The sequence below is a fragment of the Methylocystis sp. IM3 genome, assembly GCF_038070105.1.
Lineage (GTDB): Bacteria > Pseudomonadota > Alphaproteobacteria > Rhizobiales > Beijerinckiaceae > Methylocystis.
In genome coordinates this window covers 3,161,144-3,181,186 of record NZ_JBBPBZ010000002.1, presented here as the reverse complement: position 1 = coordinate 3,181,186, position 20,043 = coordinate 3,161,144, and the positions used below count along the sequence as shown (strand labels likewise).

The following is a 20,043-nucleotide window of genomic DNA, read 5'->3' as shown; positions in this document are numbered from 1 at the left end:
AGCAGCCCGGTCCGGCGTCGTCGGACCGGGCTTTCTTTTACTTCGCGCGCGATAGCCAATCGCCGAGCCGCGCGACGCCTTCCGCCACATCGAGCTCCGCGCCGGCGTAGGAGAAACGCACGCTGGTCGCGCCGCCGCGCGGGTCGAAATCGACGCCCGGCGTCGCTGCGACGCCCGCCTCGGTGAGCAAACGCGCGCAAAAATCCATCGAATCTCGCGTGAAGGCCGACACATCCGCATAAATGTAGAAGGCCCCGTCGGGCGGCGCGAAGCGGTCGAGCCCCATCCACGGCAGGCGCTCCATCAAGAGCGCGCGGTTGCGCGCATAGGCCGCGCGGTTTTCTTCGAGCTCCTCGGTCGCGTCGAATGCGGCGAGCGCCGCGCGCTGCGAGATGGTCGGCGCGCAGATCGCCAGCGACTGCTGGAGACGCTCCAGCGGCCGCACCAGTTCCTCGGGCGCGACGAGCCAGCCGAGCCGCCAGCCGGTCATGGCGTAATATTTCGAGAAGGAGTTGATGACGATCGCGCGGGGCGAGAAGCGCAGGGCGGTCTCGGCGGGCGCCGCATATTCGAGCCCGTGGTAGATTTCATCCGAAATGAAGACGATCCCCGCCTCCTCGCAAAAGGCGCAGATGCGGGACAGCTCCCCGGCGTCGATCATGGCGCCCGTCGGATTGGCGGGGCTCATCAGCAGCGCGCCGCCGAGGGGCCTCTCGCGATGCGCGGCCTCGAGCATCGCGGCCGTCGGCGCGAAGCGGGTCGCCTCGCCGACGGGCAGGGGCGCCGCTTCGAGGCCGAGAGAGGACAGGAGATTGGCGTAGGCCGGATAGCCCGGCGCCGTGACGGCGATGCGCGCGCCGGGATCGAAGGCGGCGATCAGCGTCAGCATGAAGGCCCCCGACGAGCCCGTCGTCACGATCACCCGATCGGGCGCGATCTCGACGCCATAGCGCGTCAGGTAATGGCGCGCGATTTTGTCCCGAAGCGCCGCGTCGCCCATGGCTTCCCCGTAGCCGAGGCCCCCGGAGGCGAGCGCCGATTCGGCGGCGGCGCGCACGCGCCGGGGAACCGGCGCGCCAGGTTCGCCAAGCTCCATATGGATGATGCGCCGGCCCGCCCGCTCCAGGCTCCGCGCCTCGCGCAGGGTCTCCATCGCCATGAAGGGGGCGACGGCGGATCGGCGTGACGGGCGCAGGCGCGACATTTTTCGACCTTTCGGTTGCGGGGCGGCGGTTGATAAGGATTTTGCGCTAGTGAAACTCTCTAAGGCGCCTCGATTTTCCATGCGAGTGTTTGCATCGCGCCGAGCGGAAGGCTTTTGGAAATGTATGAGATGGGCGCGGCTGAAATCATTCGGCGCCTGGCCTATGCGTTGGCCATCGGCCTGCTCATCGGTCTCGAACGCGGGTGGGGCGCGCGCGCCGAGCAGGAGGGCGAGCGCACGGCGGGCGTTCGAACCCATGGCCTCGCCGCTTTGCTCGGCGGCGTCTGGGGGGCCATCGCCCTCCAGTTCTCGCGGGATGGCGGCGCGATGGCGCTCGGGCTCTCCTTTGTGCTTTTCGGCGCGGCGATGGCGGTCTTCCGCTTCCGCGAGACGGAACACGACAAGACCTTCGGCGCCACCTCCGTCGTCGCCATGATGCTCGCCTATGGGCTCGGCGCCTATGCGATCGTCGGCGACGAGGCGGCGGCGGCGGCGGGCGCCGTGGCGGCCACGACCCTGCTGGCTGCGAAGGGCCTGTTGCACGAATGGGTGCAGAAGCTCACCTGGGAGGAATTGCGCTCGGGCCTCGTGCTGCTGGTCATGAGCTTCATTCTCCTGCCCGTTCTGCCCGACCGCGACATCGACCGCTGGGGCGCGGTCAATCCTCATGAGTTGTGGCTGATGACGGTGTTGATCGCCGCTGTCTCCTTCTGCGGCTATCTCGCCGTGAAGGTCGTGGGCTACCGGCGCGGGATCGCGGTCGCGGGGCTGGCGGGCGGGCTCGCCTCCTCGACGGCGACGACGGCGGCCATGGCGCGTCTCGCGGATGAAAATCCGGGCGCGGCGGGCGTGCTCGCCGCGGGCGCTCTTTTCGCCAACGCCGTCATGGGGCCGCGCGTGCTCGCCATTCTCGGCGTGGTCAATCCCGGCTTGGCCCTGCGCCTTGCGGCGCCGCTGATCGCGATCGGCCTCGTCTATCTGCTGGCCGGGGCGCTGCTCATCGGACGCGGCGCGAGTCCGGAGGACAGGGCGCGCAACCCCGCGGCCTCGGGGAATCCGCTCGATCTGCCGGCGGTGCTGAAATTCGGCGCGCTTCTCGCCGCCGTGATGGTCCTTTCCAAGGTCCTCACCAGAGTCGCGGGCAGTTCGGGCGTCTATGCGCTGGCGGTCGTGTCTGGCCTCGCCGACGTCGACGCCATTTCGCTGTCCATGGCGCGGCATGGCGCGCAGGAGATCGGCTGGACCGCCGCCTCCCTTACCGTGCTCATCGCCGTCCTGAGCAATACCGCGACCAAGGTCGGGATCGCCTGGTTTCTGGGTGGCGCGGCCATGGGGCTCAGGCTCGCCGTCGCTTCGATTCTGGCGCTCGGCGCCGGCGCGGCGGCGCTCGCCTTCGTCCCTGCGCCTGCCGGCCTATAGCGCGCGTTCGTCGAGCGCGACGGCCTTGACGAGCGCAAAGACTTCAGCCCCGCTCTGCAACCCGAGGTCGTCGAGCGCCAGACGCGTGACAGCGGCGACGAGCCTGTCGCCGCCGACGAGTTGCAGCGTGACGAAGGCGAGGGCGCCGTCGCCGGCGTCGATCCGCGCGATGCGCCCCCGCAGAATGGTGCGCACGCTGGTGTCGGCGGGCCGGGATTTCGCCAGCGCCACATCCGTCGCCCGAATGGCGACGCGGGCCGTGCGCATCTGGCTGAGCCGCGCAGTCACGAGAATTTCTCCCGCCGGATGGGCGAGGCGGGTGACGCCATAGGCCGCATCGACCGCTGCGACGCCGGCTTCGAGCGAATTCACGAGCCCGAAGCGCCCGCCCTCGATCAGGCGGCTTGCGCCAGGCAGAACGTCGAGCGGCGGACCCTGGGCGACGACGCGGCCGCGGTCGATGATCACCGCCTCGTCCGCGAGCCGGGCGATTTCCTCGGCGGAATGGGAGACGAAGACGATCGGCGTATCGAAGGCGTCGCGCAGCTTTTCGATCAGGCCCATGATTTCCTGGCGCCGCGCATGGTCGAGCGCCGCCATGGGCTCGTCCATCAACAGCAGCCGCGGCGAGGAGAGAAGCGCCCGCGCCAGCCCCACGCGTTGGCGCTCGCCGCCCGAGAGCGTCGCGGGACGCCTCTCGAGGAGCGGGCCGACGCCGAGCGTCTCCACGATCGCCTCGTAAGGAGCCTGGCGCTCGGCCCTCGGCGTGAAGAACCGGCCAAAGAGGATGTTTGTCCGCACGCTCAGATGCGGAAACAGCAGGGCGTCCTGAAACACCACGCCGATGCGCCGCCTCTCGGGCGGCAGAAAGACACGGCGCGCCGTATCGACGAGCGTGACCCCCTCGACGACGATCGAGCCCTCATCCGGGCGCAGGACGCCGGCGATGAGATGGGCGAGCGTGGATTTGCCGGCGCCCGAGGGGCCGTGCAGCGCCAGCGCCCGCGCGCGGCTCTCGAAGGCGCAGGCGAGGTCGAAGCCGGGGCGCCGGAAGCGCAGGTCGAGGGAGATCATCTCGGCGGACCGAGTCGCGACTGCAACGCTTCAGAAGCGAGCAGCGCCCCGACGGCGATCGCCGCCGCAATGGCGGCGAGTCGCAGCGCCGAGGCGTCGCCGTCGGGCGTCTGGAGCAGCGCATAGATGGCGGCGGGGATGGTGCGCGTTTCGCCCGGAATGCTGGAGACGAAGGTGATCGTCGCGCCGAATTCGCCGAGCGCCTTGGCGAAGCCGAGAATCGCGCCGACCAGCACGCCATTGGCGGCGAGAGGAAAGTCGATGAGCGCGAAGCTCCACAGGGGGCTCGCGCCGAGCGAGCGAGCGGCGGCGGTCAGGCGCGGATCGACGGTCTCGAAGGCGAGCCGCACCGGCCGCACCATCAGCGGGAAGCTCATCACAGCGGCCGCGAGCGCCGCGCCCGTCCAGCGGAAGGCGAAGACGAGGCCCAAATGGTCGGCGAGAAAGGCGCCGATGGGACCACGCCGCCCGAACAGCAGCAGCAGCGCAAAGCCGGTGACGACCGGCGGCATGACGAGAGGCAGGTGGACAGCGGCGTTGAGCGCCGCGCGGCCCGGAAAGCGCCAGCGCGCCAGCGCATAGCCCACGAAGACGGCGACGGGGAGAGAGGCCGCGACCGCCACGGTCGCGACCTTTACGCTCAATCCGATGGCGACGAGATCTTCCGACGTCAGGTCGAGCACAACGCCGCCATTCGCTTCGCGGGGCGCTTATCCGGCCCTCGCAAGATTGGTTCAGACGGCGGCGGAGATCCAGCGCGTCAACTCGCCCTTCGGCGCGGCGCCGACCTTCTGCGCGGCGGCCTTGCCGTCCTTGAACAGAATGAGCGTCGGGATCGAGCGGATGCCCAGCGTGCCGGCGACAGCAGGATTCTCATCGATGTTGAGCTTGACGATCTTGACCTTGCCCTTCATCTCGGCCGCGATCTCCTCGAGCGCGGGGGCGATCATGCGGCAGGGGCCGCACCACTCGGCCCAGAAATCGACGACGACGGGCTCGGCGGATTTCAGGACTTCCTGCTCGAAAGTGGCGTCGGTAATTTTCTGCGTGGACATGAGAGCGCTTTCGTTGCGGGCCAGGACAGGTATGGCGGACAGGTGAGGATTCGAGATGGAAACGTAGGAACGGGCCAACCGCGCGTCAAGCAGCGGTCCGAGGCGGAGCGGGCGTGGCGCCTATGGCGCGAGAGGGAAATTCTATAATGCCCCCTCAAACACAAAGAGCGGGGACGGCCGGGCCGCACCCCACTCTTTGGCACCCTGTCCTTTAACCGGAATCCACGCCTGGCCTCGAAGTCTTTGCGCTCCGATAACCGCTTGCCTCGGCTCGTCTCTCGAACCCTCGCAAGCTGCGTTTTCTCCGGCGTCCTCCCCGACTTGGACCGTTGCTGGGAACAGAAAGCTAAACGCTTTAAACGCTTAGGCTTACCCAACCAACTTGGCGAGGGGGACATTATGCCAAAACCGAAAGTCTGTCATCCGAAAATCGAGCAGTCTGTCGAAATTTCGAAAAGGGCGCCCGGCGTTTGGGCAGGGTAGCAGGACGCCGTTCCAAAAGGGCACAAAATGAAAATGGCGCGGCGATAGGCCGCGCCAATTCAACTTACCAGAAGTTGTGACAACTCGCCGTCACAGCGGAATGTTGTCGTGCTTCTTCCAGGGATTCTCCAGCTCCTTGTGACGCAACAGCGCCAGCGCGCGCGCGATTCGCCGACGCGTCGAATGCGGCATGATCACTTCGTCGATATAGCCGCGCTCCGCCGCGACGAAGGGCGAGAGGAAGCGGTCCTCATATTCCTTCGTGCGCTGCGCGATCTTCTCCGGGTCGCCGAGGTCGGCGCGGAAGATGATCTCGACGGCGCCCTTGGCGCCCATCACGGCGATCTGCGCCGTCGGCCAGGCGTAGTTCACATCGCCGCGCAGATGTTTGGAGCTCATGACGTCATAGGCGCCGCCGAAAGCCTTGCGGGTGATGACCGTCACTTTCGGCACGGTCGCTTCCGCATAGGCGAAGAGCAGCTTGGCGCCGTGCTTGATGAGGCCGCCATATTCCTGCGCCGTGCCCGGCAGGAAGCCCGGAACGTCGACGAGCGTGACGATCGGGATGTTGAAGCAGTCGCAGAAGCGAACGAAACGCGCCGCCTTCTTGGAGGCGTCGATGTCGAGAACGCCCGCGAGCACCATCGGCTGATTTGCGACGAAGCCGACCGTGCGGCCCTCGACGCGGCCGAAGCCGACGACGATGTTTCTGGCGTGCGCCTCCTGAATCTCGAAGAAGTCGCCCTCGTCGACGATCTTCGAGATCAGCTCCTTCATGTCATAGGGCTTGTTCGGATTGTCCGGGATGAGCCTATCGAGGGACGTGTCGAGACGGTCGACGTCGTCGAAGCTCGGCCACTCCGGCGGCTCCTCCGTGTTGGAGGAGGGCAGGAAGTCGATGAGCCGGCGCATCTGGAGGAGCGCCTCGACGTCATTGTCATAGGCGCGGTCGGCGATGGAGCTCTTGGTCGTGTGCACCGAGGCGCCGCCGAGTTCCTCCGCCGTCACGGTTTCATTGGTGACGGTCTTCACCACGTCCGGGCCGGTGACGAACATGTAGCTCGTGTCGCGGACCATGAAGATGAAATCGGTCATCGAGGGCGAATAGACGTCGCCGCCGGCGCAGGGGCCCATGATCACGGAAATCTGCGGAATGACCCCGGACGACAGCACATTGCGCTGGAACACCTCGCCATAGCCGCCGAGCGCCGCGACGCCCTCCTGGATGCGCGCGCCGCCGGCGTCGAAGATGCCGATGATCGGCGCGCGATTCTTCAGCGCCATGTCCTGAAGCTTGATGATCTTCTGCGCATGCGTCTCGGATAGAGAGCCGCCGAAGACGGTGAAGTCCTTGGCGAAGACGAAGACCGCGCGGCCGTTGACCGTCCCCCAGCCGGTGACGACGCCGTCGCCCGAGGTCTTCTCGCCCTGATCCATGCCGAAGTCCGTGCAGCGATGCGTCACGAACATGTCGAACTCCTCGAAGGAGCCCTGGTCGAGGAGAAGTTCGATGCGCTCGCGCGCCGTGAGCTTGCCGCGCGCGTGCTGTGCGTCGATGCGCTTGTGGCCGCCGCCGAGGCGCGCCGAGGCGCGGCGCTGTTCGAGGCCATCGAGAATATGTTTCATGTCCAGCCCTGCTTCTGTTCTCTCGTTTTTTGCTGCGCTTCTCTTAGAGCTTGCGCGACCCGAGCCGCCAGCGCGCGATGTCCTTGCCGCTCAGCATGTAGAGCTGATCCGGCGAGGTGCGTTCCGCGAGATTGACGAGTTCCGGGGAAACCCCCATGCCGCTGGCGTAATGCGAGAGCATCTCGCGCATGCCGCCGTCGTCGTAATTGCGTTCCTTCACGAGACCCTCGGAAAAATCGAAGCTCGTGGAATAATTGAACATGCGGTGAATGCCAACGCGGCTTTCGGGCGGAATCACCCGCCGCTTGCCGCCCATCAGCGCATAGACGCAGGCGGAGTAGCAGCGCCCCGAGACGAGCGCCACGGAATCCCCCGACTGCGCCGCCGGGCGCGCCACGATCACCGCCATGCCGAGCCGGCGGAGCGCCTGGCCGAGCTCCATGGAGGCCACGACCTTGCCGCCGGGCGAGTCGAGAAGCAGAATGCCGTGCAGATTTCCCGAGCCGACATTCTCGCGCACGAAGTTCACGAAGGCGTCCGGCGTCCCTTCCCCGATCTCGCCCTGCGCGGCGATCATCTGCGGGCAGCGCGCGCCGCAATTTCCGCCAGTGGCGCCGACCAGGCGGAAGCTCATTTCCTCGGCCCGCGCGGGAGCGGCGACGAGGCCCGCCTGAGCCAGAAGGCCGAATGCGCACAGAGCCAGGAACCTCAGTCTCGTCATGATTGCGGACGCCTCGTGAATCCGAACGGATCTCAAGCCTAATTGCTCGTCTGCGCGCGGCAAAGGACTTTCGCACGGCGCCGCGAAAAGCGGGCGCTCTTTACCGCAGTTTCGCGCAACCGACCAACCCCCGCAGCGCTACGGGCCTCGAGCGGGCGCGTCAAGCCATCCGGAGCCTCCGGGACGATGGCCGACGATCTTCCGCCCGACAGCCCGGCGCTCCCCTTCCGGGGGGCTGGACAGCCCCCCTTGAAAAGAGCCATGTTTTTGCAAAATGGCCTGTGGCGGGAGAAAGCTATGCTCAAAAAAATCTTGCAGGCGACGGCGCTCCTCGCGGCCATCGCCGCGCCGCTCCCCGAAGCGGCGGCGCGCGCCGGCGCCGCGCATGGCAAAAACGCCTACCATCGCGGCTTCCATGTCGGATACCGGAATGGCTATGTCGCCGGTTATCGACAAGCCTATCTCGGCGGGGGCCCACAGGTGTCCGCCGCGGGCGCATCCTCCGCCGCGGCCTTCGGCGCCGCGCTGCTGGGCGCGACCTATGGCTATTGGAGCGACGGGGTGCGCACCTACGGGGGCGATCCGTGCTATGTCTACAATGATCGGGACTGGGACTTCGAGCGGGTCTGCTAGAGTCTTTTCCGAGGCTCCAGCTTATTGTTCCGTCGCGCTGTCTACCGCCGAACCGGCTCCCGCTTCGGCGGAAAGCGCCGCGCTAGAAGCAAGCGTCGGATGTCGATGGTGGGCGGTGAGAGGTTCGAACTCCCGACATTCTCGGTGTAAACGAGATGCTCTACCAGCTGAGCTAACCGCCCGGCGCGCTTCGTCGAAGCAATGAATCTGAAAGGCCGGCGGCCTTTCTCTCCCGCCCGCGCGACCATGCGGGCGGCTGCGCTTCGACGAGGCGGCGGCAGGGTTTTAAAGAGGGCGAGCGCCAATGGCAAGCGCCGAAGCGCCCTTATGGAAAGCGCTGAAGCGCCCATATGGCGAGCGCCGAAGCGCCGCTGACGGCGGAACGGCCGCCGAGATCGCCCGGCGGCCGTGCCCGTAAAACGAAAGCCGTGGTCTTTCTACTTGTTCAGCTCGCCCTTCAGCGCGGCGCCGGGCTTGAAGCGGGCGCTCTTCGAGGCCGGAATATCGATTTCGTCGCCGGTCGCAGGATTGCGGCCCTTGCCGGCAGCGCGCTCCTTGACAGAAAAGGTGCCAAAGCCGACGAGGCGCACTTCGTCGCCGTTCTTGAGCGCATTGGTGATGCCCTCGAGGACGGCGTCGACAGCCGCCGCAGCCGCCGCCTTGGACGTCTCCGTCTCGGCCGCGACATGCTCGACCAGTTCCAACTTGTTCATGGCCTATTCCTTTTATTGACGCGCTGGGAGGCCGGCGATCAAACGCTTTTCAACCGGCAATCTCGAATCGTCGGCGCGCAGCGACGGCGAGTGTTGGTGCTGAATTCAAGGAAAAGCAAGGCGTTCACCGCCCCGCCCTTCAAAAAATGCCGGAAAACCGGGGGAAATCGCCGGGTGCGCTGCGAAAAAGCTGCGAAAATATGACGTTCCCGAGGATTTTCCGCCGCGCGCGCGCGCGAAAAAGCCCCGTCCGACGGACGGGGCTCTTCTGGCCTGCGGCCGCTTGCCTCAGTGGGCGCGGACGCCCGTGTCGTCCTCGGCCAGGGCGGCGGTCCGCTTGGAGAGGGCGGAGGCGTCCTCTTCCCAGACGATCGGCGTCGGCTGGGAGACGAGGGCGTGCTGGAGCACTTCCTCCATGCGCGCCACCGGCACGATTTCGAGGCCGTTCTTCACGGCGTCTGGGATCTCGGCGAGGTCCTTGGCGTTCTCCTCCGGGATCAGCACCTTCTTGATGCCGCCGCGCAGCGCCGCGAGCAGCTTCTCCTTCAGGCCGCCGATCGGCAGCACGCGGCCGCGCAGCGTGATCTCGCCGGTCATGGCGATGTCCTTGCGCACCGGAATGCCGGTGACGATCGAGACGATCGCGGTCGCCATGGCCACGCCCGCCGAGGGACCGTCCTTCGGCGTCGCGCCTTCCGGCACGTGCACATGGATGTCGCGGCGGTCGAAGAGCGGCGGCTCGACGCCGAAATCCACCGCCCGCGAGCGCACATAGGACGCGGCCGCGGAGATCGACTCCTTCATCACGTCGCGCAGATTGCCCGTGACCGTCATCTTGCCCTTGCCGGGCATCATCACGCCTTCGATCGTCAGCAGCTCGCCGCCGACCTCCGTCCAGGCGAGGCCGGTGACGACGCCCACCTGATCCTCGAGCTCGGCCTGGCCGAAGCGGAACTTCGGCACGCCGAGATAGTCGGAGATGTTCTCGGCGGTGACGACGATCTTCTCGGTCTTCTTGAGCAGGATCTCCTTGACCGCCTTGCGGGCGAGATTGGAGACCTCGCGCTCCAGATTGCGCACGCCCGCCTCGCGGGTGTAGCGCCGGATGAGTTCGAGCAGTCCGTCCTCGGTCACCATCCATTCCTCGGGCGCGAGCCCGTGCTTGTGGACGGCGCTGGGGATCAGATGCTTGCGGGCGATCTCCAGCTTCTCGGCCTCGGTGTAGCCGGCGATGCGGATGATCTCCATGCGGTCCATCAGAGGCGCCGGAATGTTGAGCGTGTTGGCCGTCGTGACGAACATCACATTCGACAGGTCGTAATCGACCTCGAGGTAATGGTCGTTGAAGGTCTGGTTCTGCTCGGGGTCCAGAACCTCCAGCAGCGCGGAGGAGGGGTCGCCGCGGAAGTCCATGCCCATCTTGTCGATCTCGTCGAGCAGGAAGAGCGGGTTCGACGACTTCGCCTTGCGCATCGACTGGATGATCTTGCCGGGCATCGAGCCGATATAGGTGCGCCGGTGGCCACGGATCTCGGCCTCGTCGCGCACGCCGCCCAAGGACATGCGCACGAACTCACGGCCCGTCGCCTTTGCGATCGACTTGCCGAGCGAGGTCTTACCGACGCCGGGCGGGCCGACGAGGCACAGGATCGGGCCGGTGAGCTTGTTGGCGCGGCTCTGCACGGCGAGATATTCGAGGATGCGCTCCTTGACCTTCTCCAGGCCGAAATGCTCGGCGTCGAGCACCTCCTCGGCCTGCTGGAGATCGCGCTTCACCCGCGAGCGCTTGCCCCACGGGATCGAGAGAATCCAGTCGAGGTAGTTGCGCACGACGGTCGCTTCCGCCGACATGGGCGACATCTGCCGCAGCTTCTTGAACTCGGCGACCGCCTTGTCGCGGGCCTCCTTCGACAGCTTGGTGTTCTTGATGCGCTCCTCGAGCTCGGCGAGATCGTCCTTGCCGTCCTCGTCGCCCAGCTCCTTCTGGATCGCCTTCATCTGCTCGTTGAGATAGTACTCGCGCTGGGTCTTCTCCATCTGGCGCTTGACGCGCGTGCGGATGCGCTTCTCGACCTGAAGGACCGAGATTTCGCTCTCCATCAGCGACAGGCACTTCTCCAGCCGCCTGGCGACGTTCAGCGTCTCCAGAACGTCCTGCTTGTCGGGGATCTTGACCGAGAGATGCGAGGCGACCGTGTCGGCGAGCTTCGAGGGGTCGTCGATCTGCGTCACCGCGCCGACGATCTCCGAGGAGACCCGCTTGTTGAGCTTCACATAGCTTTCGAATTCCGAAACGACCGAGCGACCCAGCGCCTCGACCTCGACCGGCGAGCCGGCGTCGTCGGCGAGCGCCTCGGCTTCCGCCTCATAGAAATCATCGGCGCGCGTGTAATCGCGCACGGCGGCGCGGGCCACGCCCTCGACCAGCACCTTGACGGTGCCGTCGGGCAGCTTGAGAAGCTGGAGCACGGAGGCGAGCGTGCCGATGGAATAGATGGCGTCCGTCGCCGGATCGTCGTCGCCGGCGTTCTTCTGTGTGGCGAGAAGAATCAGACGGTCGCTCTTGGTGACTTCCTCGAGCGCGCGGATCGACTTCTCCCGCGCGACGAAGAGCGGCACGATCATGTGCGGAAACACGACGATGTCGCGCAGGGGAAGGACGGGATAGCTTTCGACCGACCCCGGCGTAATGGCTTCGCGCTTTTCGTTACTCATCTTCGTGTCCTGCTTTCGTCTGCGCACCCCGCTCGGCGGCGATGCGAAAAAGCGAGCGATCAGTATGCGTCGAAACTAGCAAGACGTAGGCCGTCAAATTCGACCGGCGATCCCTAGTCAGACCCTGGCCGCCTGGACGTTCGCTCTTTCGTCCATGCGCCATCGATGAGGCTGCGGCGTTCAAGCCCAAACGGCCCCGTTAACGCAGGAAATGGGATACGCGAACAACTGATTCAAGGACGGCGATTGGCCGCAAATCGCGGCCTGTTCGTCTGAAATCGCCGCGGCGCGCGCGACTTTACGCGCTCGCGCCGCTTTTTTCGTTGCGCTCGGCGTAGATGTACAACGGCCGCGCCTTGCCTTCCACGACTTCCGGCCCGATCACCACCTGCTCGACGCCCTCGAGGCCGGGCAATTCGAACATGGTGTCGAGCAGGATGCCCTCCATGATGGAGCGCAGGCCGCGCGCGCCGGTGTGGCGCTCGATCGCCTTGCGGGCGACGGAGGAGAGTGCGTCGTCCTGGAACGTCAGCTCGACATTCTCCATCTCGAAGAGGCGCTGATACTGCTTGACCAGCGCGTTCTTGGGCTCGGTGAGGATCTTCTTCAGAGCCTCTTCGTCGAGGTCCTCGAGCGTCGCGATCACCGGCAGACGGCCGACGAACTCGGGGATGAGGCCGAATTTCAACAGATCTTCGGGCTGCACCTGGCGGAAGATGTCGCCCGTGCGGCGCTCGTCGGGAGCCTGGACATTGGCGCCGAAGCCGATCGAAGTCGACCGTCCCCGCGCGGAAATGATCTTCTCGAGCCCGGCGAAGGCGCCGCCGCAAATGAAGAGGATGTTGGTCGTGTCGACCTGCAGAAACTCCTGCTGGGGGTGCTTGCGGCCGCCCTGCGGCGGTACGGAGGCCACTGTGCCTTCCATGATCTTGAGCAGCGCCTGCTGCACGCCCTCGCCCGACACGTCGCGGGTGATCGAAGGATTGTCGCTCTTGCGCGAAATTTTGTCGATCTCGTCGACATAGACGATGCCGCGCTGGGCGCGCTCGACATTGTAGTCGGAGGCCTGGAGCAGCTTCAGGATGATGTTTTCCACATCCTCGCCGACATAGCCCGCCTCGGTGAGGGTCGTGGCGTCGGCCATGGTGAAGGGCACGTCCAGAATGCGGGCCAACGTCTGGGCCAGCATGGTCTTGCCGACGCCCGTGGGGCCGATCAGCAGGATGTTCGACTTGGCGAGCTCCACGTCCCCGTGCTTGGTCGCGTGGTTGAGGCGCTTGTAATGGTTGTGGACCGCGACCGAGAGCACGCGCTTCGCCTGCGCCTGGCCGATGACATAGTCGTCGAGGACCTTGCAGATTTCGCGCGGAGTGGGAATGCCGTCGCGCTGCTTGACCAGCGAGGATTTGTTCTCCTCGCGGATGATGTCCATGCAGAGTTCGACGCATTCGTCGCAAATGAAGACCGTGGGGCCGGCGATCAGCTTGCGAACTTCGTGCTGGCTCTTGCCGCAAAACGAGCAGTAAAGCGTATTCTTGGAATCGCCGCCGCCGACTTTGCTCATGATTTTCTCCTGATGAATCAATCCGCCGGGCGAATCGATCCAAACATGTGATACCGGCTTGGGCCTAACAAAAGGTGGAAAGCGCCCCTCGACGTTCCCCCACCCCTGCCGGTCCGAAATGGGCGGCCCCGCCGGGGCGCGCCCAAAACCCCGCGCGGGCCGCTCGCTCCCCCGCGCAAGCGCCTAGTCTATTTTAGGCCCGCCCGAATTTGCAACCTTTCCGCAATCTGGCGGCGAGCGCAAGCTCGAAACCCCGCCGGGCGGCCGTTTTCCGGGCGCGCCCGGTCAGCCAAGAATCTTCGGCACCCGGTTGAGGCGCAGCCGGAAGGCGTCCGGCATGCCGCTCCCCAGAAGCGGCCGCAGATACATTCTGAAAGCGTCCGTTACGTCCGTGCCGCACGGGCTGATGAATTCATCGGGCATGACTTTTGTTTTCGCCGCGATTTGTTCAAGGGGCGTGAGCTGATAGTCGACCGAATAAAAGCCCGTGCGGTGGATCGTCACGGAGCCGTCGCGATCTCCCCAAAGCGCATATTGGACGGCCTTCTCGCCCACTTCGCGGGCCTCGCGCTGGTCCACGTCCGAGACGCAGCCCACGAAGCTGCGCTGGACATAGCCGAAAGTATCCGCCCGGACGCGCTTGAAGCCGAGCTTTTCCTTGACGAGCTGGGTCAGTTCGTCCGCCAGCGCGCCGCCACCGAGATGGACGTTGCCATGGGCGTCGCGCTCCACCTTTTTGGCGAGCTTTTCGGCGATCGGCACATGCTTTTCGTCGCTTATGCCTTCGGACACGGCGACGACGCAGCGGCCGTATTTGTCCATGGTCGCCTTCACGTCGGCCAGGAACTTGTCGATGCTGAAGGCGCGTTCGGGGAGATAGATGAGATGGGGGCCGTCGTCGGGGAACTTCTTGCCGAGCGCCGAGGCGGCGGTGAGGAAGCCGGCGTGCCGGCCCATGACGACCGCGATATAGACGCCCGGCAGCGCCCAATTGTCGAGATTGGCGCCGGCGAAGGCCTGCGCCACCCAGCGCGCGGCCGAGGGGAAGCCCGGCGTGTGGTCATTGACCATCAGGTCGTTGTCGATGGTCTTGGGGATATGGACGGCCCGCAGCGGATAATTGGCGTTGCGGGCCTCCTCCGAGACGATGCGGACGGTGTCCGACGAATCATTGCCACCGATGTAGAAGAAGCAGCCGACGCCATGGGCGCGCAGCACCTTGAAGATTTCCTGGCAGTATTTCAGATCGGGCTTGTCGCGGGTGGAGCCGAGCGCCGAGGAGGGGGTGCAGGCCACGAGCTCCAGATTGTGCGTGGTCTCCTGGGTGAGGTCCACGAACTCCTCGTTGACGATGCCGCGCACGCCGTGGAAGGCGCCGTAAACGCGCTCGACTTCGCGGAACTTGCGGGATTCGAGAACGGCGCCGACCAGCGACTGGTTGATCACGGCGGTGGGACCGCCGCCCTGAGCGACGACGACCTTGGAAAAATCGATGGACGACACGCGAAGCTCCTGTCGAGGCGCCGGTTGACTCGCCGCATCGGAGACGGGCGGCGTTGGCGGCGGTTTGAACGGCCGGGGCGGGCGGCGCGAGCCCGGCGGGATGAATCGCCGTCCTTCGCATGAAGTAGCGGGCGCTCGCCGCGCGGCACTCTTATTACCAATCGGGCGTCTTTTCCACGAGAAATCGTGGGGAAACCTTGCGCCTAGATCAGCGGCCGGATCGCCCGGCCGAGCCTGACGATGCGGCGTATCTCACGCTTGGTGAAATCCTCGAGGCTGGACGCTACGTCCACATGGCCGTTGGAGATGGCCATGCGCCAGGTCGCGCGCTCGGTCTTCTCGATCCAGCCGCGCGCCTCGAGGGCGACGAGCTTGCGCCGCACCGTTTCGCGCGACATGCCGGTCTGGGCGGCGATGCGGCTCGCCGAAACGGCCCGCCGCTCCGGCGCGCCGCCGTTCTCGTGGGAAACCCGGTCCCGCAAATAGCGCTGCGCGACCACGGTGAAGACTTGCATCTCGTGCAGATCGCTGAAGACCGCGCAGCAGTCGGCGAGATGCGCGGCCATGAAGTCGACGACGTGAAGATGGAAAAGCCCGTTGCTCTCCCGCAGGATGCGGTGGACGGCGGCGTCCAGATCCTCCGTGGCGCCGTCGTCCGTCGTGGCGGCTTCTCGCGCCTTCGCCGGCGCTGCGGACCCGTTTCCCGCCATCAGGCGCATGAATTAGCTGTCACGATTTGCATAGCTCTTCAACTGCGCCGCCTCATAGATCGTGCGCGATAGTCTCGGTTGCACCCTATCATATTAGCGGCGTTGGCGCGACATGGCGGCAGATCAACCACGCAGAGATGCATTGACTGCCAATGTGACGAGAGCGGCTGTCGGATCGCTGTAGAGGAGATGTTGTGGTTAACGTGCAGCTTCACATGCCGTGTAACACGACATTGATGCGGCTGGAGTAGGGAGATTTTTGGGCTATCTGCATAAGATCTCACCTAAAATCATGACTTTATGATGGGCAGCTGTTTTGTCGCCATAGCTACGATATGCATCGCTGTTTTGCGCTCAGGTAGATGTCGGAAGTTGAAGTCTGTGTTCTGTTAAACATAGCTGGTCGTGGTCTATCTTTGTTTCAATAAAGAGGTGGATGCGACTGGCGCGAAAATGGCGCTGTTACTGGCTCTAGCGTGTAAGGCGAAATTATGTTACACACAGTTGTTCAAAGTTGCGTTCTTTGAAAGACGCCCATTTTTAGTGGAAATAGAAATGCCTGCGGTAAGCCCATCGGTCAAAATACTCACAGCAAGCGACCTTAATCGGAAAAGCATTTTGTTGGCGGAATGCGGTTCTACTTTTGGCGCGAAAGTTCAGTCGAGCCTCATAAAGCATGGGTATGAAGTCAATGCAACAGCATCTGGCTCCGAAGATTTGCGTTTTATAGCTGAAAAAGATCCAGACATAATAATTCTCAACCTCGACATTGAGGGTTGCGACGAACTTGAGATTTTGAGGAAAATGCGCGAATTAACTGATGCGACTATCATCGCCATCTCAGCCGCGGAAGACGAAACAGAAGAAATATTGGCTCTTGAAGTCGGCGCTGATGATTACATCAAAGTGCCATGCAGAACAAGAATGCTGCTTGCGCATCTCCATGCAAACTTCAGGCGACATCTACGGATTTTAAACAATAATTCGGCGCCGAGCAGGGATCGGACTGGACAAATACAATACGCCAATCACCAACTTGATGGGAGCGCAGAGAATGGGCGAAAGGTGCACGCATTTGCAGGCATAATCTACGACGGGGATGGAATTAATTTCAGGACCAAAGACGGCGTTGCTATAAATTTTACCGGATTAGAGCTCATGTTGCTGCAGCGTCTGATTAAAAACGTTAATGCTTATGTGTCGCCACGTGATCTTCAAAAACAATTGTATAATATTCGAGGCGCGAGTAATTCACCCAGGCTCCGCATGCAGGTCAGCAGACTAAGGCGCAAACTGGAACGGCATTCAACCAACGGCAAGCTAATTTTTAACTCGAATGGACGAGGCTACATGCTGGCAGCTGATATAACGGAAATTGAATAGGCGTCGGTAACGGTGTCGAATCTTCGGTGCTCTGGATGTCTGGCACGGATGGAGTAGTAACATGGTTTTGTTTGCAATATAGGCAGATATGTATTTGGAGATGCGCTCAATTTGACTGTGTACCAGCGCGTTTGAATATATTAACGCCGTCCCGAACATGGATAGAGTTGGTATCAATGACTGCAGCCGTCGTGGCAGTGCTAGTCTTGTCAATGACTGCATGAAATAGTTGTTCTGTTTGTTGACTTGTTGGTTGTCATTGGAAGATGCCACGCTTTTGTGAAAAAGCACCGCATATCTACTTAAAGATATGCAGTGCTTTGGCGTTTTTGCATAACTTTGCATAACCGCCAACGGCGGTTAAGTCATTGTTGTTTAAGCTTCTCCGAGCTTGCCGTGACAATGCTTGTATTTCTTGCCCGAGCCGCAGGGGCAGGGCTCGTTGCGGCCGACCTTGCCCCAGGTCGCCTGATCGGACGGATCGCGCGCCGGCGCCGGGGCGAGCGCCTGCGTGGAAAGGTCCATGCTGGCGAGACGGGCGTTCAAATCCTCGAGCGCGGTCTGCTCGACGCTCGCCGTCGAGGACAGCGTGACCGGGCTGGGGTGGGACATTTCCATCGGGGGCAGTTCCGGCGGCGCGGAGGGCGGCGCCTCGAAGCTCACCTCGACGCGCATGAGCTGCGCCGTGACGGATTCGTCCCAGTGGCTCATCAGGCTGCGGAACAGCTCCAGCGCCTCGGACTTGTATTCGTTGAGCGGGTCGCGCTGGGCCATGCCGCGCCAGCCGATGACCTGACGCAGATGGTCGAGCGCCACGAGATGCTCGCGCCACAGCGTATCGAGCGACTGCAGGACCACCTGTTTCTCGATCATGCGCATCAGCGGCGGCGTGTTGCGCTCCACGCGCTCGGCATAGGCCGCGTCGGCGGCTTCGAGCAGCCGGTCCTTGATCTCCTCGTCGGCGATACCCTCTTCCTTCGCCCAGTCCACGACAGGGGCGTCGACGTTGAGCTTGGCGCGCACATCCTCTGCGAGCCCCTCAACGTCCCAGGCCTCGGCATAGGCGTCGTGCGGAATATGGCGCGAGACGAGATTGTCCACGACCTCGGCGCGCATGTCGCCGACCTGCTCCTCGACGCTCTCCTCGCCCATGATCTCGCGCCGGCGCTCGAAGATGACCTTGCGCTGGTCGTTCATGACGTTGTCGAATTTGAGGATGTTCTTGCGGATGTCGAAGTTGCGCGCCTCGACCTTGTGCTGCGCCTTCTCGATCGCCTTGTTGATCCAGGGATGGACGATCGCCTCGCCCTCCTGCAGCCCGAGCTTCACGAGCATGCTGTCCATGCGCTCGGAGCCGAAGATGCGCATCAGATCGTCCTGAAGGGACAGGAAGAACTTGGAGCGTCCGGGATCGCCCTGGCGGCCCGAGCGGCCGCGCAGCTGGTTGTCGATGCGGCGGCTCTCGTGGCGTTCCGTGCCGATGATGTAAAGGCCGCCGGCGGCCAGCGCCCGCTCCTTGAAGTCGGCGATTTCGGCGCGGATTTCGGCTTCCTTCGCCGCCCGCTCGGCGCCCTCGAGATCGGCGCATTCCTGCGCGACGCGCATCTCGACATTGCCGCCGAGCTGAATGTCGGTGCCGCGGCCAGCCATGTTCGTCGCAATCGTGATCGCGCCGGGAACGCCGGCTTCGGCGACGATATAGGCTTCCTGCTCGTGGAAGCGCGCGTTGAGCACTGCGAACATCTTCGAGGGCTCGCCGGAGCGCGCCGCCGCATAGAGCCCCGACAATCCCTTGGGATCGGCGAAGTCGATCATCGTGTAGCCCTGCTGGATCAGGAATTCCGCGAGCTGTTCCGATTTCTCGATCGAGGTGGTGCCGACGAGGAGCGGCTGCATCCTCGAGTTCGCGTCCTTGATCTCCTCGAGGATCGCGCCGAGCTTTTCCTTCGCCGTGCGATAGACTTCGTCGTCGTCGTCCCGGCGCTGCACCGGGCGGTTCGTCGGGATTTCGACGACGTCGAGTTTGTAGATCTCGGCGAATTCATTCGCCTCGGTCGCCGCCGTGCCGGTCATGCCGGCGAGCTTGTCGTAGAGGCGGAAATAATTCTGGAAGGTGATCGAGGCGAGGGTGACGTTCTCGGGCTGGACCTGCACCCGCTCCTTCGCCTCGAGCGCCTGATGCAGGCCTTCCGAATAGCGGCGCCCCGGCATCATGCGGCCGGTGAATTCGTCGATGATGACCACCTCGCCCTTGCGGACGATATAGTCCTTGTCCTTCTGGAAGAGCTTGTGGGCGCGCAGCGCCTGATTGACGTGATGGACGAGGGTGACGTTGTGCGCTTCGTAGAGGGCGCCGTCGGTCAGCGCGCCGACCTCGATGAGCAGCTCCTCCATATGCTCGTTGCCGGCGTCAGTGAGGTGGATGGTGCGCTGCTTCTCGTCGAGCTCGAAGTCTTCCTTCAAGAGCTTGGGAATGAGCCGGTCGATCGTATTGTAGAGGTCCGACTTGTCGTCGACGGCGCCGGAGATGATGAGCGGCGTGCGCGCCTCGTCGATGAGGATCGAGTCCACCTCGTCGACGATCGCGAAATTGTGCCCGCGCTGAACCATCTGCGCGAACTCATATTTCATGTTGTCGCGCAGATAGTCGAAGCCGAATTCGTTGTTCGTGCCGTAGGTGATGTCGCTCGCATAGGCCGCGGAGCGCTCCTCGTCGCTGATGTCGTGCACCACGCAGCCGACGGACATGCCGAGGAAGCGGTATATCTGGCCCATCCATTCGCTGTCGCGCTTGGCCAGATAGTCGTTGACCGTGACGACATGCACGCCCTTGCCGGCGAGCGCATTGAGATAGACGGCGAGGGTGGCGACGAGGGTCTTGCCTTCGCCGGTGCGCATCTCGGCGATGGCGCCTTCGTGCAGCACCATGCCGCCGATGAGCTGCACGTCGAAATGGCGCTGGCCGAGCGTGCGCTTGGCCGCCTCGCGGACGGTCGCGAAAGCCGGGACGAGAAGGTCGTCGAGGCTCGCGCCAGCCGCGAGCTGCTCGCGGAACTGGACCGTGCGGGCGCGCAGCTCGTCATCGGTCAGGGCCGCGACCTGCGGCTCCAGCGCATTGATGGCCTTGACTTTCGGCGCATAGGTCTTGAGGCGGCGGTCATTGGCCGTGCCGAAAATCTTCTTGGCGAGGGCGCCGAGCATTCCCGCGAACCTTTCTCGATGGCGCGCCGCGAGAGCCTG

General features: G+C 64.1%; 15 protein-coding genes and 1 tRNA gene. 3 read left to right on the top strand and 13 right to left on the bottom strand.

The genetic code is table 11. The features are described 5' to 3' along the window. Positions 1–37: 37 nt before the first annotated feature. Positions 38–1,204 (bottom strand): aminotransferase class I/II-fold pyridoxal phosphate-dependent enzyme, encoded by a 1,167-nt coding sequence (locus WOC76_RS17460; RefSeq protein WP_341105043.1) that lies wholly within the window; start codon positions 1,202–1,204, stop codon positions 38–40. Positions 1,205–1,324: 120 nt separating this feature from the next. On the opposite strand from WOC76_RS17460, the gene WOC76_RS17455 reads away from it, so the two are divergent. Continuing rightward, the gene (locus WOC76_RS17455; protein ID WP_341105045.1) at positions 1,325–2,623 is read left to right on the top strand and encodes an MgtC/SapB family protein; all 1,299 of its coding nucleotides are present in this window, start codon (positions 1,325–1,327) and stop codon (positions 2,621–2,623) included. On the opposite strand, the gene modC is transcribed toward WOC76_RS17455, so the two are convergent. The 5 genes from modC to WOC76_RS17430 form a co-directional block, all read right to left on the bottom strand. Further along, on the bottom strand, positions 2,618–3,697 hold the full coding sequence (modC, locus tag WOC76_RS17450; protein ID WP_341105046.1) for a molybdenum ABC transporter ATP-binding protein: 1,080 nt from the start codon (positions 3,695–3,697) through the stop codon (positions 2,618–2,620). The two genes, WOC76_RS17455 and modC, sit on opposite strands and share 6 nt — an antisense overlap. Next, positions 3,694–4,380 carry a molybdate ABC transporter permease subunit gene (gene modB / locus WOC76_RS17445; protein WP_341105048.1) on the bottom strand — a complete coding sequence of 229 codons (687 nt, stop codon included), beginning with the start codon at positions 4,378–4,380 and terminating at the stop codon, positions 3,694–3,696. The genes modC and modB overlap by 4 nt, the downstream gene beginning before the upstream one ends. 51 nt (positions 4,381–4,431) lie before the next feature. After that, positions 4,432–4,752, bottom strand: a complete 321-nt coding sequence (trxA, locus tag WOC76_RS17440; protein ID WP_341105050.1) for a thioredoxin — start codon at positions 4,750–4,752, stop codon at positions 4,432–4,434. 573 nt (positions 4,753–5,325) lie between these two features. Further along, complete coding sequence (locus WOC76_RS17435; RefSeq protein WP_341105052.1) at positions 5,326–6,861, bottom strand: acyl-CoA carboxylase subunit beta; 1,536 nt, start codon at positions 6,859–6,861, stop codon at positions 5,326–5,328. Between the two features lie 43 nt (positions 6,862–6,904). Beyond that, the gene (locus WOC76_RS17430) at positions 6,905–7,582 is read right to left on the bottom strand and encodes a COG3904 family protein (protein ID WP_341105054.1); all 678 of its coding nucleotides are present in this window, start codon (positions 7,580–7,582) and stop codon (positions 6,905–6,907) included. Positions 7,583–7,879: 297 nt separating this feature from the next. Between WOC76_RS17430 and WOC76_RS17425 the strand changes: the two genes are divergently transcribed. Next, positions 7,880–8,215, top strand: a complete 336-nt coding sequence (locus tag WOC76_RS17425) for a hypothetical protein (RefSeq protein WP_341389170.1) — start codon at positions 7,880–7,882, stop codon at positions 8,213–8,215. 106 nt (positions 8,216–8,321) lie between these two features. On the opposite strand, the gene WOC76_RS17420 is transcribed toward WOC76_RS17425, so the two are convergent. From WOC76_RS17420 to WOC76_RS17395, 6 genes are all read right to left on the bottom strand, one after another. After that, positions 8,322–8,397: transfer RNA gene (locus tag WOC76_RS17420), tRNA-Val, on the bottom strand. Between the two features lie 255 nt (positions 8,398–8,652). Then, positions 8,653–8,928, bottom strand: coding sequence for an HU family DNA-binding protein (locus WOC76_RS17415; RefSeq protein ID WP_341105057.1), 276 nt, complete (start codon positions 8,926–8,928; stop codon positions 8,653–8,655). 288 nt (positions 8,929–9,216) lie between these two features. After that, positions 9,217–11,643, bottom strand: coding sequence for an endopeptidase La (gene lon, locus WOC76_RS17410; RefSeq protein WP_341105058.1), 2,427 nt, complete (start codon positions 11,641–11,643; stop codon positions 9,217–9,219). 298 nt (positions 11,644–11,941) lie between these two features. Further along, positions 11,942–13,207 (bottom strand): ATP-dependent Clp protease ATP-binding subunit ClpX, encoded by a 1,266-nt coding sequence (gene clpX, locus WOC76_RS17405; RefSeq protein ID WP_341389167.1) that lies wholly within the window; start codon positions 13,205–13,207, stop codon positions 11,942–11,944. A 285-nt stretch (positions 13,208–13,492) separates the two neighbouring features. Next, complete coding sequence (locus WOC76_RS17400; protein WP_341105060.1) at positions 13,493–14,710, bottom strand: 6-phosphofructokinase; 1,218 nt, start codon at positions 14,708–14,710, stop codon at positions 13,493–13,495. Between the two features lie 203 nt (positions 14,711–14,913). Beyond that, the gene (locus WOC76_RS17395) at positions 14,914–15,429 is read right to left on the bottom strand and encodes a helix-turn-helix domain-containing protein (RefSeq protein ID WP_341105062.1); all 516 of its coding nucleotides are present in this window, start codon (positions 15,427–15,429) and stop codon (positions 14,914–14,916) included. Between the two features lie 396 nt (positions 15,430–15,825). Here WOC76_RS17395 and WOC76_RS17390 point away from each other — a divergent pair, with 396 nt between their 5' ends. Then, a complete protein-coding gene (locus WOC76_RS17390) occupies positions 15,826–16,803 on the top strand; it encodes a response regulator transcription factor (RefSeq protein WP_341105064.1) in 978 nt (325 codons plus the stop codon). 375 nt (positions 16,804–17,178) lie between these two features. On the opposite strand, the gene secA is transcribed toward WOC76_RS17390, so the two are convergent. Continuing rightward, positions 17,179–20,004, bottom strand: coding sequence for a preprotein translocase subunit SecA (gene secA / locus WOC76_RS17385; RefSeq protein ID WP_341105066.1), 2,826 nt, complete (start codon positions 20,002–20,004; stop codon positions 17,179–17,181). Positions 20,005–20,043: the final 39 nt, after the last annotated feature.